The sequence below is a fragment of the Massilioclostridium coli genome (genome assembly GCF_900095865.1).
Taxonomy (GTDB): domain Bacteria; phylum Bacillota; class Clostridia; order Oscillospirales; family Ruminococcaceae; genus Massilioclostridium; species Massilioclostridium facile.
Genome location: NZ_FMIZ01000007.1, coordinates 687,306 through 701,338, shown reverse-complemented (window position 1 = coordinate 701,338; position 14,033 = coordinate 687,306). Strand labels below are relative to the sequence as shown.

Here is a 14,033-nt window from a genome sequence, read left to right as displayed (position 1 = left end):
GAGGTTGAAAATGAAAAAGTGGATTATTAGCATTATTGTTGTTTTGGCGAGTTTGGGCATTTTATGCGGATGCGGCACAAATGTTCCAAAAGGATGGGACACCTATCAACTTGGCGATAAAATCGAATACAGTTTCGCGCCAGATTGGGAAATCATCGAATATGGCAACGGGGAAAGCGATACGGCAGCCGGATTTGAATGGATGGACGGCGAGGAATGTATTGGGGTGGGAACTATCCTCCTTTCCGAATGGGAGGAAGAGGACGCCCAAGGCTATGTGGAATATTTAAAGGGAGATGACTGGGAAGCTGGTAAATCCACAAAAATCGCTGGAAAAACCGCCATGGCTTTTGAAAAAAAACATGAGGACGGCTCCATAGCAAAACAGTATCTGGTGGATTTTGGCGACGGCTGGTACTGCAATGTACAGACGTTCAGCGAAACCAAAGAAGTTGAGGAGAAAATCGACCTATTTGTAAAAAGTATCCATAAGATTTAAAGGGAACGGAAAAAGGCGGCAATATTTGCTGCCTTTTTGTTGGAAAATTTTCATAGATATGGTATAATGGATATAATTTATTGTTTTTACCAAATAGAAGGTAGGCGGCAAGGACTCAACCCTGTTTTATTTGGTGGAACTACTGGAGGGACCGATGGGCTGCCAATGGATAGCCGATACTGTTCCAACGATAAAAGGAATACGGGACAGGAAGAAAGAAAAAACGGAAAAGGATTTTAACGGTTATTTCAATTTTTCGAAAAGGGGTTTTTGACATGAAAAAATCTTTGGCAGTATTGCTGGCGGGAATCCTCTGCGCCGGTGTGGTAACTGGATGTTCCAATGTGAGCATGAAAGGCTGGGAAACCTACGACATCGAAGGACAAATGACGTTCCAATACGACCCTTCCTGGAAGGCGTATCCTGACACCGAATATGGGCAGATGACCTTCATTATTGATGAGTTTAGCGGTGGGGCAATGACATTCCACCTATATGAAAAACGGGACAATGAAACCGTGGCGGAAACCATCCAATGGTTTTTAGACGAGAACAAAGAGAATGACCAGGCGAAAAAAAGTTGGCCAAAGAAAATTGGTGGAAAAACAGCGGTTGTATTAGAATCCACTATCGAAAATAACCACACCTACCTTGTGGCTTTGAATGAGGATTACTGGTTAAATGTCACCACAATGGTGGAGGATGGCACTGGAAAACGCCAGCTGGAACAGGAAATGGATCAAGTACTGGATTCCATCCGATTTACGAAATAGAGGTACGAGATGAAAAAAATTTTGATGGCAATGGTAGCGGGCATCCTTTCTGCCTGCATGGTAACTGGGTGTTCCACCGTGGATACCAAAGGCTGGGAAACCTACAACATTGGGGATAAAGTCCACTTCCAATTAGACCCTTCCTGGGATATTGACGAGGATAAAGAAAACAACTGGATAGATTGCTATATTGAAACCACAAATAATTTTGGTCAGTTAAGCATTTTTTTAAAGGAAAAACTTGAATGGGAATCCGTTGGTGGAACTATACAACTTTCATTACAGTCATTTCAGGATTCGGATGGAGAATACAAAAAAGGCTGGCCAGTGGAAATTGGTGGAAAAACTGCGTTCCATATAGAAACCACAGAATATGATTGTCACCGATATACGATTGCATTGGATGATCAATTTTGGGTGGATGTTATAACTATGACGGAAGAGGGTACCGGGCAAGAAGAAGTAAAAGAGATTATCGACCAGGTGCTGGATTCCATACGGTTTTCTTGATAGGAGTGTAACATGAAAAAAATTTTGGCAGTATTGCTGGCGGGAATCCTCTGCGCTGGCATGGTAACTGGGTGTTCCACCGTGGATACCAAAGGCTGGCAGGAACAAACAGTTGGCGATACCGTCCGTTTTTCCACCCCTAGTGATTGGGAAACCGAGGTATTCCAGTTTGCCGAACTGGATTCGGTTCGGTGTTATCTGGAACAAGGGGACAGCTATTGCGAGGTAACCATCGAATCCTACCAGCCCACTTCCCCTTCCGATGTGGAAAGCTACTACCAAACTACGATTGACAGCGAAAAGGAGAGCTTACATACGATCGGAAGTCTCCAGAAGGGATGGCCTAAACAAATCGGCGGAAAAACGGCGTTCCACACCCAGATGAACTCCTATATGGGTGGTTCATCCGTAGAAAATGAAATCAACATTTATTACCTGATGTCCGGCAACACCGGCTTATCCATCCGGACGACTGTCCCCCAGTGGGAAAACCAAAAAGAGCTGGAACAGACGGTGGATCAAATTTTACAAACCATAACATTTTCTTGATTGAGGGATACGATGAAAAAAATTCTAACAGCAATTGCGGGCATCCTCTGCGTTGGGATGATGGTGGGATGTTCCCCCAACACCAGCGGATGGGAAAGCTACCAGATTAACGGAATCATTGAATACAAGGCCCCACCGGAATGGGAATGCCAGGACAGCTGGTATGAGAACACCCATGTACTACAAAATGGGGACAGCAGCATGTCGATTTTTTACACCGAGGCAGAGGACGGCCAGCAGGCTCTGGAAGCATATGTAGATGAAATCAAAAACGCTGAGCCAGAAGAAAACATTCAGGTTGGGGAATGGAAGGAAGAAAAATCCGAGAAAATCAGCGGGAAAGACGCCCTCCACTACACCCAGAACTGGGTTTACAACGGCACCGACTGTCAGTTTGACCTGTATGGCTTCGCCTATGATGGCGGGTATGTGGTGATTAATTCCCAAACCCCGTATGACGACAGCAAAAATGATATACAGGAGCAGATAGACGATATTATCTCCACAGTAAAACTGGAGCAGTAGCTCCTTCCCCCTCCAAAAAAATAATTGGAATTTTATGCAACTTCCCAATAGGTTGGGGAAGCAAAATGGTGTATAATGATAGAAAGAAGTTTTTTTGGAAAAGATGATAGCATTCATTTTTATATTACATACTAGCATACATAGAGGTTCACCATGAAAAAATTGATCAGCATGATTTTACTGCTTTGTTTTTGCCTGTGCCTGGCAGGATGTTCCCAGGAACAAACAGTGGAGGCAAAAAATTGGGTTTCCATGGGGTCGCTTTTGTTCGTTCCCCCTACCGATTGGGCAAACGGGAACAACTCCCGTGACCACCAAACCTATTCTGTTTCCACCGAGGGTTCTGACCAGCCAGCGGTTTCGGTGGCGATTGACAGCTATAAATTCATGTACCAGAATAAAGAGGATTTAGGGGAACAGATGGTCCGAGGGATTTTGCCCCAGTTCCAGAACAAAAACTACCAGCCAGGGGAAAACACCCAGGTCGCTGGGAAAGACGCCCTCACCTATACGGGAAATGGTATGGCGGAACAATCCCTACAGGCGATTCTGTTTGAAACCACTGACAGCGTGGTTTCCGTTACAGTGGATTACCGGGATGATTCCCAACGGGAAGCCTACCAGGAGGATGTAGACGGTTTTCTGGAATCCATCCAGATTCCGGAACAGCCTGAAACCCAGCATATGGTTTCCGCCCGTATCAAAAATGTGAGCTACTCCTTCCCTTCCCAATGGGAACAGATGCCTCCCACTGTCACTGATGGCGTGACGGAACACATTTATTATGTGGGAAGTTACCCCAGCAAGATTACCATTCAATCCATTCCAGATGGCAACCCGCTGCTGGATACCCTCCCCACCCAAGAACAGATTGAGGCAGCTACTGAGGACAATCCTCCGGACTCCCCTTACCAGTTCTGGAAGGTGGATACCCTGGCAGGGTACAAATCCCTTCACTTTGGCAGAGTCATTTCGGACGACCTGATAGAAGAACAGTACCTGTTGGATACCCCAAACGGAACCTTGCGGCTGGTAATTCAAAGTTACGTGGACTGTACCAAGGAAACCAAAGAACAAATCCAAAGCTTTTTCAATACCTTCCAGGTTGACCCTAAGGAGGCTATATAGGCAAACGGGAAAAGGAGATGTTGCTATGAAATTAGGAATTATCCGGTGTATGCAGACGGAAGATTTCTGCCCCGGAACAGCAGATTTTCAGGCTATTCGGGAAAAAACCGGTGTATTCTCCCAAGTAACAGAGGAGATCATCCTTATTGGCTTTATCAATTGTGGGGGTTGTCCTGCTAAAAAATCAGTATTGCGAGCAAGAGAACTGATAAGGCGGGGTGCTGATACCATCGCCTTTGCAAGTTGTATCCAAAAAGGTACTCCGATTGGATATCCCTGCCCGTTCGCAAAAAAAATGAAAGACTTGATTATTTCTGATTTGCCAGATAATATCCGGTTCCTTGATAATACCCATTGACCCAAAGGGGAGGGAGAAACAATGAACCTATACCCAATCATCGCAATTGGCGTTGGCGCTTGTTTGCTGCTCATCTGCTGGCTGATCGCCAAATGGATGGATAAGGTGCAGAAAAAGGACAAGCCTAGGGCTTTTTTTCAACGCCACTTCCGTTTGAGTATCTTCATGATATTGGTCTCCATTATAATGGCAGGCGCTGCGATTTCCTATATCATCTACTATATATCACAAATATTTGGGCTGCTTGTGTACAATATTTCTAAATTAGACGCTGTTATTATTGTGGCGCTGATTACTGGAGCCCTCTCCTTGATTACCGCAATTGTCGCCAAAATCATCGGGTACCAAAAATCCAGGCAGGATTATCTTGCCAAAAAAAGAGAACAACCCTATGAGGAACTGATTGAAATCATGGATAAAATCCAGCAAAATATGGAAGCCGGATACAGCGCTATGGAAGGGCTAACTGAAGAAGAACTATCCACAATTTCCAAGCAGGTTACCCTTTGGGGTTCGCCAAAAACCGTTTCCACATGGGTGGAGCTGCGGGAAGAACTCCGGGAAGATACCGAGGTGGACCATAGATTCTTGATGGAAGAGCTGGTAAACAGGATGCGGAAGGATTTAGGCTTGGCAAAAATCAAAAGAAGGAATTTCCTTTCTTCCTTGCTGCGCGATATTCGGCATAGCAAACCAGCCACTGATGAAACATCCATAAAAATGATAAAAAAATAGCGGATATCCTACGATACCCGTTATTTTTTTACCACTTTTTTAAAAAGCCACCCAAGAGGTGGTTTTTTCTACCTAATTTTTGCCAGCGACGCGATTTGCTTCGCTTGATATAAATGGCCCGCCCCGATGGCGTTAAACTACGGGAACTTTTTCAAACTCCCCTATCCAGCGCAGGTAGGGGAGTTCATTGTTCCAGCCCCTCCGGGCAGGATGGCCCCAACAACCATACATCTGTTTTGTAACCGTATTGCCTTCCAGTTGCCCAGAAAGTTTGGAACAATTCCCCGCTGTTACGGAAAACCGGTATCCGTTCCAGCAAAAAACACAGCCCGGTGGAATCGCTATGGGTTCCATCCGGTGATATGGATTGAATTTTAAGAAAAGAAAGGATTTGACTATTATGGCAGTAACAACACCAACCAAAGGAACAGAAATGGCTTTTATTGATTGTAAGATGATCGTTGTAACAACAGAAGAGGATTCCCCTCGCAGCGTTGCTATCACATCCGGCGCAAAACTGGGCGTAGAAGCTCTGCTGGACACAGTGGAAGCAGTAAAACTGAACATCAAAGGCGTATTAAAAGCACAGAAAAAAGAATCCAAAATCATCACCGGCCACACCCTGACTTTGACCGACAACATGACTATCTTGGAACTGATGGAAATCGTACAGGGCGGCACACTGACAAGAGATCCAGAGTCCCACGAAATCACCGGCTATGAACCACCAGTGGTTGGGGAAGCATACAAACCAGTGAAATTCAAACTGGAAGCTTACTCCGCACAGATGGACGAAGGCGGCAACGAAATCGGCTACGAAAAAGTAACCTACCCAGGCTGTACTGGCCAACCAGTTGGCTTGAACTCTGAGGACAATGTATTCCGTGTAACCGAATACACCATTACTTCCGCACCAAGCAAAGGCGAAGCCCCATACAAATGGGAATACGTAAAAGCCCTGCCAGAAGTAAAGGAATCCACCGAAGTAGGCGCATAATCATAACGATACTATAAGAACAGGAGGAAAAACAATATGGCAGTAACCACTATGGATGAACTAAAACACTACGCAGAAGGCACCGAAGTAGAGCTATCCGGCTTTGCAGAAGGCCAGCCTTTTGTGGTAAAACTCAAACGCCCTTCCCTGATGCTTCTGGCACAGAACGGAGATATTCCAAATACGTTGATGGCAGCCGCTTCCGAGCTGTTTAACGATGGCATCAAAGGGCTGAACCCAAACAACTTCAGCCGTATGGCGGATATTTTCACCGCTATGGCAAAGGCCTCAATGGTTTCCCCTACCTACCAGGAAGTGGAGGAAGCCGGCCTGAGCTTAACCGACATCCAACTGCTCCAAATCTATAATTTTTCCCAAACGGGGGTGGCTCCGCTGCAACGATTTCATCAAAAGTAAGCAACTTTTGAACGTAATCGCCATCGCGAACCACAGCCATACCAGCCCCAGCCAGGTAATGGGGATTGACGACCCATACACTGCCTATTGTTTTGATGAAACCTGTTTGTACATCAGCCAGCGGATGGAACGGGGCGACCGCCCCAGATACCTGGTACAATGCAATGGGTTCCGTGAATTCTACGACCGGATCCAGGGGCGGTAAATAAACGCAACGGGCAGCATGGGTTCTTTCCCTGTGCTGCCCTTTTTTGCGTTCCATCCATTGTTTATCCGTCCTATTCACCAAATTCTGGTTTCCATTGTTATGCAGCGTTACAAAATTTTTCTATTAATCCAAAAATCACCTTGTCGATTATGGCAGAATTATGGAGAATATGGTATACTGTTTCCTAGAAGATGGAAATGGAGGAGAAAAGGATGCGGAAGATTTTGATTGGGCTGTTGGCAGTAGGTATTTGTATTGCCGGCTTTGTATATTGTACCAGCCGTGGGCAGGATTCTAGAGAACATTGGATTCTGGAACGGATTGGTAGGCAGATAATTTACGAAATCCCGATGGAATGGGAATGGTCTAGTGAAGAAAACCGGCATTATTACCAGACTGAGGTGGACGGGGAATCCATTTACCTTACCATGCTGCTATATAACCAAGGCGAATATTGGGATAAAGCCCAGTATATCGCCTTAACTGAAACCGTCAAGGGGGATAAGATTACCCGCTTGCCAGAGATGGAAATCGCGGGGCAAAACGCCTACCACTATTGTGAAACCATCGAGGAAAGGATCTATGAATCCTATGTATTTGATACCGCCCAAGGCGTGTTTCGGATTTTGATTGCGTTTCCATCCCATTGGGAGGAAAACCCCATCCAAAATGAACTGTTCCGGATAGCAGAATCTTTTTCGGATCACCGGAACCATTCCAAAAAAGCTGAGGGCGGTTCCTCCAACTCCTCTGATGGGACACAGGGAAAAACCAGCGGTTCCCTCGCCATGGAGGAGGAAGTTTGGAACCAGTACCAGCTGGCGAACATCACCTATGAAACCCCAACTTCCTGGGTGATGGAACAACAATTGGATACCTGCCATACGTTTCAGATTGGCGAAACCAAATTGGAACTCATTCACGAAGTCCAGATAGAGGGATTTGATAAAGCCTCGGAATATATTGACTACCTGGAACAACAGAACCATCCGAATGACACCTTCCAGGACGATGTGAAAATTTACGGAAAGCCCGCTTACCATGTAACCCACAACGAGGATGCCACCAACCTAACCATCGAGGAATATTTTTTTGATACCCCTCAGGGAATATTCCGGATTCGGGTAACGGAAACCAGCCAGACCGGGGACCAAATTCCAAAAGAAGAATTTGACGAGTTTTTGGATTTTATTGTGATTAAAACCTAGTTCGTATTTTTTGAGGGGTGCGGGTGTCGGGAAAGAGGTTGTTTTGTCGAACTGACAGAAATCTCCTGTTTTGTGTTGTAAATTTGGAAATAATATGCTACAATGATAGTAATTCGTTGCCAAATTGGCAATACATTTAGGAGGATTGATTGGATGAAGAGAGTTATTTCAATTGCGCTGGCGCTCTGCCTGTGCTTAATCTGCTTTGTGGGCTGCGGAGAAAAAACCTATGATGGGTGGGAATTTGTTACTACTGGTGAAGTTTCTTATCAAATAAGCAAAGATTGGAGAACTAGAGAACAACCCGGAAACACAGAAAGTTATATTACATTTGAATATTATGTAGATGAAAATCATTCTTATGGGATGTCATATATTAAACCAGATGATTTATCTGAAAAAAATAAAACAGACCATGATATGATAGAAGAACGTTGGTTTAAACTATATATCAAAAACAAGGATGGTTTTAAAGAATTGCCAGAACGTGAGGTAGCTGGCAAACAAGCGTACCACTGCCGTATAATTGATGGATTTAACTGGACACAGGAATATTATGGAATTGATACACCAAATGGTTATACTGTATTTTGGGTTCGTCATTCTGATACAATGGATACAAATATAGTAGAAGATGAATTTTTCAAATTACTTGATAGTATCAAAATTAAATAAAAGGAAGATAAAAGATGAAACAATTAAAACGATTTGGAGCTATATTACTCATAATTTCCTTATGCCTGATTTGTTTTGTAGGCTGTGGTGGTGAATATGCTGGATGGAAAGATACCGCTGTTGGCGAGCTACATTTCAAGATTCCAGAAGATTGGGAAAATTTTAATTCAACAGACGATTCACAAGTATATAATATCGGTAAAAAAGATGACAATGTGAGTATAACCATTTCATTACAAGACCCACGATATACAGATAAAGACGATTTTTTAGATGCTTGGATTAATAAAAATGGAAGCGATATACAGGTTTTAGAAGATGAAAAAATTGCGGGTGAACCTGTACACCATTTTATTTGGAACGCTTTTTTTCGAGAAGATGTAATTATTGACGCATATTTACTGGATATCCCCTCTGGTGTCGTAAGAATCCAAACATTGTATCCAGCAGATTTAGATGAAAATCCAGTTAAAGAACAATTTGATTTAATAGTAAAGTCCATGAAAATTGAAAAATAAAAATTAAATCCATTAAAACCACCTGAAATCAGGTGGTTTTTTTATTCAAAAATTAAGCAAGGAGGTAGATATCATTATGTTAAACAGTGCTGATGCTAGCAAACTGAATAGACAAATTAAAGATATGAATGATGAATTAAAAAAGTTATCTCAGCAGTCACAATCAACTGAAAGACAAATTGATGACCTTAATACATCCTTTTCAGAATCTATAACATCATTTTCAGGAACATCAGAAGAATTGCAAAAGATAAATACATTATTAGATGAATCGTCTAATAAAGGTGCTATATTTGAAGGGTATGCTACGCAGTTTAATAATATTGTAGGTGCTGCAAACACTGCTTCTAGTGCAGTAACTGATATGTCTAATAAAATGAAAAATCAAACTAGCACTTTTGATCTTGTTACTACTGGTATACAAACTGTATCTGATATATTAGTTACAGCTGCTACTGGTGGTGGAATCGCTATAGCCAGTATGGCTGTATCCGGATTATTGACTCTATTAAATGAAGTTTCTCCAGCAATTCGTAATCAAATTGATCCGATAGGAGAATTAACCAATGAAATGGAGTCAACTAAAGGGGCTTATGACAAATTAAAACAATCCCAAGAAGAACAGTTGCTATTAAATTTATCTAATATTGATTATACCCAACAATTGGTTCAGGAAATGGATTCATTAATTGATCAAAACGGCAATGTAAAAGCTGGTTATGAGGATAGAGTAAGATATATTTATGATAAATTAAAGCCAGCTTTAGGGGATTCTATTCAATGGACCAATGAGGAAAAAACCGCAATTTCCATGAATACAGAAGAAATTCAAAAAAATATGAATATGAGAAAAGCCCAAATGATTTTGAAATCAAAAGAGGGCACTTATCTCGAAGCATTAAAAAATATGGAAAACGGAAAACAAGCTGAAAACGATTCAAAAATTGCGTATCAACAAGCAAAAAAAGATTTAGAGGAGTTACAATTAAGACGGCTACAAACAGGAGAAGAACTTTCATATCAGATTTCTGCTGCTGAAGACAAATTAAAAGCTGCCGAAGAAGATATGAAAAAACAGAATGATATTATGTTAGAATATCAAAAAGATATTTATGAATATGAAAATCTTCAACAAAAAATTGCTTCTGGTGATGAAAGTGTTATAGCAGAAATCAATAGTTCAGTTTCATCTAATTATTCCTCTGCTGCTATGAGTTCTGTAGAAGAACTACAAGGGAATGTGGACTATGCCTTGCTTACTTATGAAAATTTAAAAGAACAATTTAACAATGGTGTAGCAGGTATTACAGATGAAATGGTACTTGATGCTAGAGATAAATGGATAGAGGCTAAAGAAGCCTTAAAAGAAGGGACAGCACTATCCATAGAAGCATTAAGAGAATCTTTATTAAGTGATGTTATTGAAGATGATGATTCAGGTTTAGCAGATACTTTAAAAAATTTAGGGTTTGATGTTGGCAAATCATTAAACGAAAACATTGCTGATGGCGTACTTAACGATATACAAGTTATTAGAGATGCTGGGAATGATGCTGTTATTGGATTTACCAGTTCGTGTTATGATAGTACGATTGATGCAACACCTGAATTAATTAACTTGTTTAACTCATTAGGTGTTCAATGTAATACTACCATGGAAAATGGTTTAACTGTAGAAAAGTTAACAGCTCCTGATGTAAATGATATTGATGCTGGTACTTGGACAAAAAAGAACGTAAGTAACATTCAGTCTAATTTTAATAAACCTGAGAACGCAATAAAAATTACTGCACAAATGGGGGTAACTGCAATGGATGTGCATGCAACCAATACCACTGGTTCATGGACTATCGCTGTTGCACCTCATAAGTATACTGGCTATGCTTCTGGCGGGTTTGTGGATAAAGAACAGCTCAGCTGGATTGCGGAGGGTGACAAGCCGGAAGTTGTGATTCCGTTAGACCCTGGTAAGCGCACGAGGGCAATGCAGCTTTTCGCTCAGACTAGTGAGTTGCTCGGTGTTTCCGTACAGGCGCGCAACGGCTTCCCGCTGGGCGATTCCCTCTCCCCTTCCACCAGTGTGGTGGATTATTCCCGCCTGGCCGCCCTCATTACCGATAGCCTCAAATCCTCCGCTATCCAATGCAACCCTGTGTTCCAGGTTTCCCAGGGGGATGTTTACCTGGATTCCGAAAAAGCTGGCCGGGCGCTTACTCCGGTGATTTCCCGCATTCAAGCAAAAACCGCTAAATTTGAAACGAGGTGACCCTTTTTGGAAATTTTTACTGCAAGCCCTTTCCAGTTCAACGACCTCTCTCAAGACCAACAGGTCGGCGAGGACTGCTGGATGGACCATTTGAATACCTTTACTGAATTCCAGGCGGATTTGATTTCGTTCACCGTCTCCCCAGGCAAAATCGAAACCAACACCCTGGAACATCCCGAACTCAACACGTTCCACCACTTTAAAAGCCGTGTTTGCTGTAAATCAGCAGAGGCGGCTTTTTACGTGTTCGGCGAAAACCGGGATATGCTCTCCCAGAACATCTCCAACCTGGTTTCTGCCGCGCTCAAAACCACCATTAGCCTGGGGAATTCCGATTTGATCTGGCGCGCCGTGCTTACCAAGTATTCCACCGAGGAAACTGGCATCGACTGCTACTCCCAGGTGGAACTTTCTTTTGATGTCATGGAAAGTCTCCCTCTTACTACGGTAAAATTAAAGGGAAATGATACCATCCTCAACGCTGGCAACTGCACTTCCGAGTGCATCATCTCCTTTACCCCTACCAAAGAGATGGACCAGTTTTCCATCCGGAACCTGTTCACCATCAATAAACCGGAAGTCGGAAAGACGATTGTCATCGACAGCATCAAAAAAACCGTCACCGCCGATGGGGTGAATATCTGGCCAAAGGCTTCCCTTTCCAGCTTCCCCACCCTCTCCCCCGGGCTGAACAAAATCGAGATGGTGCCAGAACCGCTGGAGGTAACGTTTTCCTATTACCCTATGCTGATTTAAGGAGGTTCCCATGATTATTTTATACGATACCAATAACCAGCCCATGTATCCTTTGGAGGTGGACCCGGACTCCTACGTCATCACTCACAAGGCCAGCGGCTTGGATTTGCTCAGCTTTGACCTACCCGTTAACCACGAACACCTCCCCCACTTGGGGGAGGAAATCCGGGTGGAGGCAGAAGGCAATTTGTATGTGATCAAATCCTTGGACGATTCCGGCGACGGCGTCTCGGTGGACTGCGAGCTGGATTTGGACGCCTGGAAGACGGAGATACGGAAAACCTTCACCACTGAATCCGGTGAGGGGGATACCAAAACCGATACTCCTATCACCCTTGCCCAGGTGCTGGAACAAATCACTCCCACCGGTTGGAGCTGTAGTACAAGTGGGTTGAATTCCAGCCAGACCGCTTCCTTTAAGCTGGAAAATGTCACTAATTACGACATCCTTTCCAAGGCGATGAAGGAATACGATGACGTAGGCTACCGCTTCGACACAAAGGTAACCGCAGGTGGAAAGGATAAAACCCTCTCTGTATTCAGTACCAACAACAAAGAGCCTTCCGCTGTGTATGTCACCGACGAGCTCAACCTGGAAAGCTTAAAATTTTCCGGGGATTCCACCGATTTGGTCACCCGGCTGTACGCTTATGGCAAAGATGGCCTGACCATGGCGGGGGCTTCTGGCGGCTCGGATGGCCAGACCTATGGCTTAGAATATGTAGAGGATACTTCCTATACCAAACAGATCATCTGCGGCGTGATGAAGGATACCTCCATTGAGGACGCCAACGAGCTAAAAGCAGCCGCTGAGAAAAAGCTCAAAGAGCTGGCTTACCCCAAACGCTCCTACCAGTGCAGCGTGGTTGATCTGGCAAAACTCAACCCAGAATACAGCTTTTTAACCTTCCAGATGTACCAGGTGGTTACCTTAATCGACCGCACCAGAAACACCACGGTAAACCATCAGGTAGTGGAGTACAAGGAATATCCCCTCAAACCCGAAAAAAATGTGGTGACCCTTTCTACCACTGCCCCAAGGATTGAAACCAGCATTGGCAATATCCAGAATTCCATCCAGGAACAGCAGGATTATACCAATAATGAGCTGCAAAACGCCATCCAGCACGCCACCGATTTAATTACCGGCGTGGACGGCGGAGTAATTAAAATCCGGTTCCAGAATGGCAAACCGGCAGAACTTTTGATTTTACAAAAAGATTCGGATGACTGGACAAACACCCCTATGTGGCGCTGGAATGCCAATGGTCTAGGCTATTCTAAAGAAGGTTTAAATGGTAACTATGAGTTAGCTATGACGATGGATGGACAGATTAATGCGAACTACATTGCAACCGGGCACCTATCCGCAAATAGGATATCCGGTGGTCTCCTGCAAAGTACCAATAAAAATCTTAATTTTGATTTAGATAACGGGACATTAACAGTTCCTGGATTAACAGTTTACTCTCCAAATGATAGCACGATTGGCTTTAGTGGCGATGGAGAAAAATACATTACATTTAATTCTAACAGCGGTAATGCTGTCTTTATTTATTTTAATTCTAGGAATAATTCATCTAGAATTGGAAATTATGGCGAAGGTAATGAAGGAAGTATTTATATTGAATCTGGAATGGCCGGGCAAACGATGCAGCCTGGAAAAATTATATTCCGTGGAATTAACTCCACACCAACAAGCAATGCCGATGCGAATGTAGAGATTTACGGCTCATTAAATGTAAATGGTGTTAATATCACCCGGGCTGTTCAGGCGTTAGTGGAGATTCAAGCACAGCAGAGGAACCTGACCTCCGAGCAGCAGGCAAAGCTCAGCGCGATCACAGAAGAATTGGAACAGGCGGAACGGAAACGCTCCCAGCAGGAACACCCTGAATCATAGGAAAGAAA

19 protein-coding genes are annotated in these 14,033 nt (G+C 43.5%); all 19 read left to right on the top strand.

Annotated features, from left to right (window positions below; translation table 11 throughout):
- Positions 1 to 10: 10 nt before the first annotated feature.
- A complete protein-coding gene (locus tag BQ2683_RS08430; RefSeq protein ID WP_069988555.1) occupies positions 11 to 499 on the top strand; it encodes a hypothetical protein in 489 nt (162 codons plus the stop codon).
- Between the two features lie 66 nt (positions 500 to 565).
- Positions 566 to 739, top strand: a complete 174-nt coding sequence (locus BQ2683_RS13400; protein ID WP_159427366.1) for a hypothetical protein — start codon at positions 566 to 568, stop codon at positions 737 to 739.
- Positions 740 to 774: 35 nt separating this feature from the next.
- Positions 775 to 1,272 carry a hypothetical protein gene (locus tag BQ2683_RS08425; RefSeq protein WP_069988554.1) on the top strand — a complete coding sequence of 166 codons (498 nt, stop codon included), beginning with the start codon at positions 775 to 777 and terminating at the stop codon, positions 1,270 to 1,272.
- A 9-nt stretch (positions 1,273 to 1,281) separates the two neighbouring features.
- The gene (locus BQ2683_RS08420; protein WP_069988553.1) at positions 1,282 to 1,782 is read left to right on the top strand and encodes a hypothetical protein; all 501 of its coding nucleotides are present in this window, start codon (positions 1,282 to 1,284) and stop codon (positions 1,780 to 1,782) included.
- A 12-nt stretch (positions 1,783 to 1,794) separates the two neighbouring features.
- Positions 1,795 to 2,331, top strand: a complete 537-nt coding sequence (locus BQ2683_RS08415; RefSeq protein WP_069988552.1) for a hypothetical protein — start codon at positions 1,795 to 1,797, stop codon at positions 2,329 to 2,331.
- 12 nt (positions 2,332 to 2,343) lie between these two features.
- A complete protein-coding gene (locus tag BQ2683_RS08410; RefSeq protein ID WP_069988551.1) occupies positions 2,344 to 2,856 on the top strand; it encodes a hypothetical protein in 513 nt (170 codons plus the stop codon).
- A 153-nt stretch (positions 2,857 to 3,009) separates the two neighbouring features.
- Positions 3,010 to 3,984 (top strand): hypothetical protein, encoded by a 975-nt coding sequence (locus BQ2683_RS08405; RefSeq protein WP_069988550.1) that lies wholly within the window; start codon positions 3,010 to 3,012, stop codon positions 3,982 to 3,984.
- 25 nt (positions 3,985 to 4,009) lie between these two features.
- On the top strand, positions 4,010 to 4,342 hold the full coding sequence (locus BQ2683_RS08400) for a CGGC domain-containing protein (protein WP_069988549.1): 333 nt from the start codon (positions 4,010 to 4,012) through the stop codon (positions 4,340 to 4,342).
- Between the two features lie 21 nt (positions 4,343 to 4,363).
- The gene (locus BQ2683_RS08395; RefSeq protein ID WP_069988548.1) at positions 4,364 to 5,077 is read left to right on the top strand and encodes a hypothetical protein; all 714 of its coding nucleotides are present in this window, start codon (positions 4,364 to 4,366) and stop codon (positions 5,075 to 5,077) included.
- A 187-nt stretch (positions 5,078 to 5,264) separates the two neighbouring features.
- The gene (locus BQ2683_RS13395; protein WP_159427365.1) at positions 5,265 to 5,438 is read left to right on the top strand and encodes a hypothetical protein; all 174 of its coding nucleotides are present in this window, start codon (positions 5,265 to 5,267) and stop codon (positions 5,436 to 5,438) included.
- A 39-nt stretch (positions 5,439 to 5,477) separates the two neighbouring features.
- Positions 5,478 to 6,074 carry a hypothetical protein gene (locus tag BQ2683_RS08390; protein WP_069988547.1) on the top strand — a complete coding sequence of 199 codons (597 nt, stop codon included), beginning with the start codon at positions 5,478 to 5,480 and terminating at the stop codon, positions 6,072 to 6,074.
- A 36-nt stretch (positions 6,075 to 6,110) separates the two neighbouring features.
- On the top strand, positions 6,111 to 6,491 hold the full coding sequence (locus BQ2683_RS08385) for a hypothetical protein (RefSeq protein WP_069988546.1): 381 nt from the start codon (positions 6,111 to 6,113) through the stop codon (positions 6,489 to 6,491).
- Positions 6,492 to 6,498: 7 nt separating this feature from the next.
- Positions 6,499 to 6,696 (top strand): hypothetical protein, encoded by a 198-nt coding sequence (locus BQ2683_RS08380; protein ID WP_069988545.1) that lies wholly within the window; start codon positions 6,499 to 6,501, stop codon positions 6,694 to 6,696.
- A 215-nt stretch (positions 6,697 to 6,911) separates the two neighbouring features.
- Positions 6,912 to 7,907, top strand: coding sequence for a hypothetical protein (locus BQ2683_RS08375; protein WP_069988544.1), 996 nt, complete (start codon positions 6,912 to 6,914; stop codon positions 7,905 to 7,907).
- A 153-nt stretch (positions 7,908 to 8,060) separates the two neighbouring features.
- Entirely contained in the window at positions 8,061 to 8,582 is a 522-nt protein-coding gene (locus BQ2683_RS08370; protein ID WP_069988543.1) for a hypothetical protein, read from the top strand.
- A 14-nt stretch (positions 8,583 to 8,596) separates the two neighbouring features.
- Positions 8,597 to 9,100, top strand: a complete 504-nt coding sequence (locus tag BQ2683_RS08365) for a hypothetical protein (RefSeq protein ID WP_069988542.1) — start codon at positions 8,597 to 8,599, stop codon at positions 9,098 to 9,100.
- Positions 9,101 to 9,176: 76 nt separating this feature from the next.
- Entirely contained in the window at positions 9,177 to 11,366 is a 2,190-nt protein-coding gene (locus BQ2683_RS08360) for a hypothetical protein (RefSeq protein ID WP_069988541.1), read from the top strand.
- Positions 11,367 to 11,447: 81 nt separating this feature from the next.
- The gene (locus BQ2683_RS08355; RefSeq protein ID WP_141720205.1) at positions 11,448 to 12,122 is read left to right on the top strand and encodes a phage distal tail protein; all 675 of its coding nucleotides are present in this window, start codon (positions 11,448 to 11,450) and stop codon (positions 12,120 to 12,122) included.
- Positions 12,123 to 12,132: 10 nt separating this feature from the next.
- On the top strand, positions 12,133 to 14,025 hold the full coding sequence (locus BQ2683_RS08350) for a phage tail spike protein (RefSeq protein ID WP_069988539.1): 1,893 nt from the start codon (positions 12,133 to 12,135) through the stop codon (positions 14,023 to 14,025).
- The last annotated feature ends 8 nt before the right edge of the window (positions 14,026 to 14,033 follow it).

Excerpts from the sequence above, each read along its gene's own strand:
- BQ2683_RS08400 (WP_069988549.1), top strand. The coding sequence starts at position 4,010 with ATGAAATTAGGAATTATCCGGTGTATGCAGACGGAAGATTTCTGCCCC.
- BQ2683_RS08360 (WP_069988541.1), top strand. The coding sequence starts at position 9,177 with ATGTTAAACAGTGCTGATGCTAGCAAACTGAATAGACAAATTAAAGAT.
- BQ2683_RS08405 (WP_069988550.1), top strand. The coding sequence starts at position 3,010 with ATGAAAAAATTGATCAGCATGATTTTACTGCTTTGTTTTTGCCTGTGC.
- BQ2683_RS08385 (WP_069988546.1), top strand. The coding sequence starts at position 6,111 with ATGGCAGTAACCACTATGGATGAACTAAAACACTACGCAGAAGGCACC.
- BQ2683_RS08355 (WP_141720205.1), top strand. The coding sequence starts at position 11,448 with ATGGACCATTTGAATACCTTTACTGAATTCCAGGCGGATTTGATTTCG.
- BQ2683_RS08395 (WP_069988548.1), top strand. The coding sequence starts at position 4,364 with ATGAACCTATACCCAATCATCGCAATTGGCGTTGGCGCTTGTTTGCTG.
- BQ2683_RS08350 (WP_069988539.1), top strand. The coding sequence starts at position 12,133 with ATGATTATTTTATACGATACCAATAACCAGCCCATGTATCCTTTGGAG.
- BQ2683_RS08410 (WP_069988551.1), top strand. The coding sequence starts at position 2,344 with ATGAAAAAAATTCTAACAGCAATTGCGGGCATCCTCTGCGTTGGGATG.
- BQ2683_RS08425 (WP_069988554.1), top strand. The coding sequence starts at position 775 with ATGAAAAAATCTTTGGCAGTATTGCTGGCGGGAATCCTCTGCGCCGGT.
- BQ2683_RS08365 (WP_069988542.1), top strand. The coding sequence starts at position 8,597 with ATGAAACAATTAAAACGATTTGGAGCTATATTACTCATAATTTCCTTA.
- BQ2683_RS08430 (WP_069988555.1), top strand. The coding sequence starts at position 11 with ATGAAAAAGTGGATTATTAGCATTATTGTTGTTTTGGCGAGTTTGGGC.
- BQ2683_RS08415 (WP_069988552.1), top strand. The coding sequence starts at position 1,795 with ATGAAAAAAATTTTGGCAGTATTGCTGGCGGGAATCCTCTGCGCTGGC.
- BQ2683_RS08375 (WP_069988544.1), top strand. The coding sequence starts at position 6,912 with ATGCGGAAGATTTTGATTGGGCTGTTGGCAGTAGGTATTTGTATTGCC.
- BQ2683_RS08420 (WP_069988553.1), top strand. The coding sequence starts at position 1,282 with ATGAAAAAAATTTTGATGGCAATGGTAGCGGGCATCCTTTCTGCCTGC.
- BQ2683_RS08390 (WP_069988547.1), top strand. The coding sequence starts at position 5,478 with ATGGCAGTAACAACACCAACCAAAGGAACAGAAATGGCTTTTATTGAT.
- BQ2683_RS13400 (WP_159427366.1), top strand. The coding sequence starts at position 566 with ATGGATATAATTTATTGTTTTTACCAAATAGAAGGTAGGCGGCAAGGA.
- BQ2683_RS08370 (WP_069988543.1), top strand. The coding sequence starts at position 8,061 with ATGAAGAGAGTTATTTCAATTGCGCTGGCGCTCTGCCTGTGCTTAATC.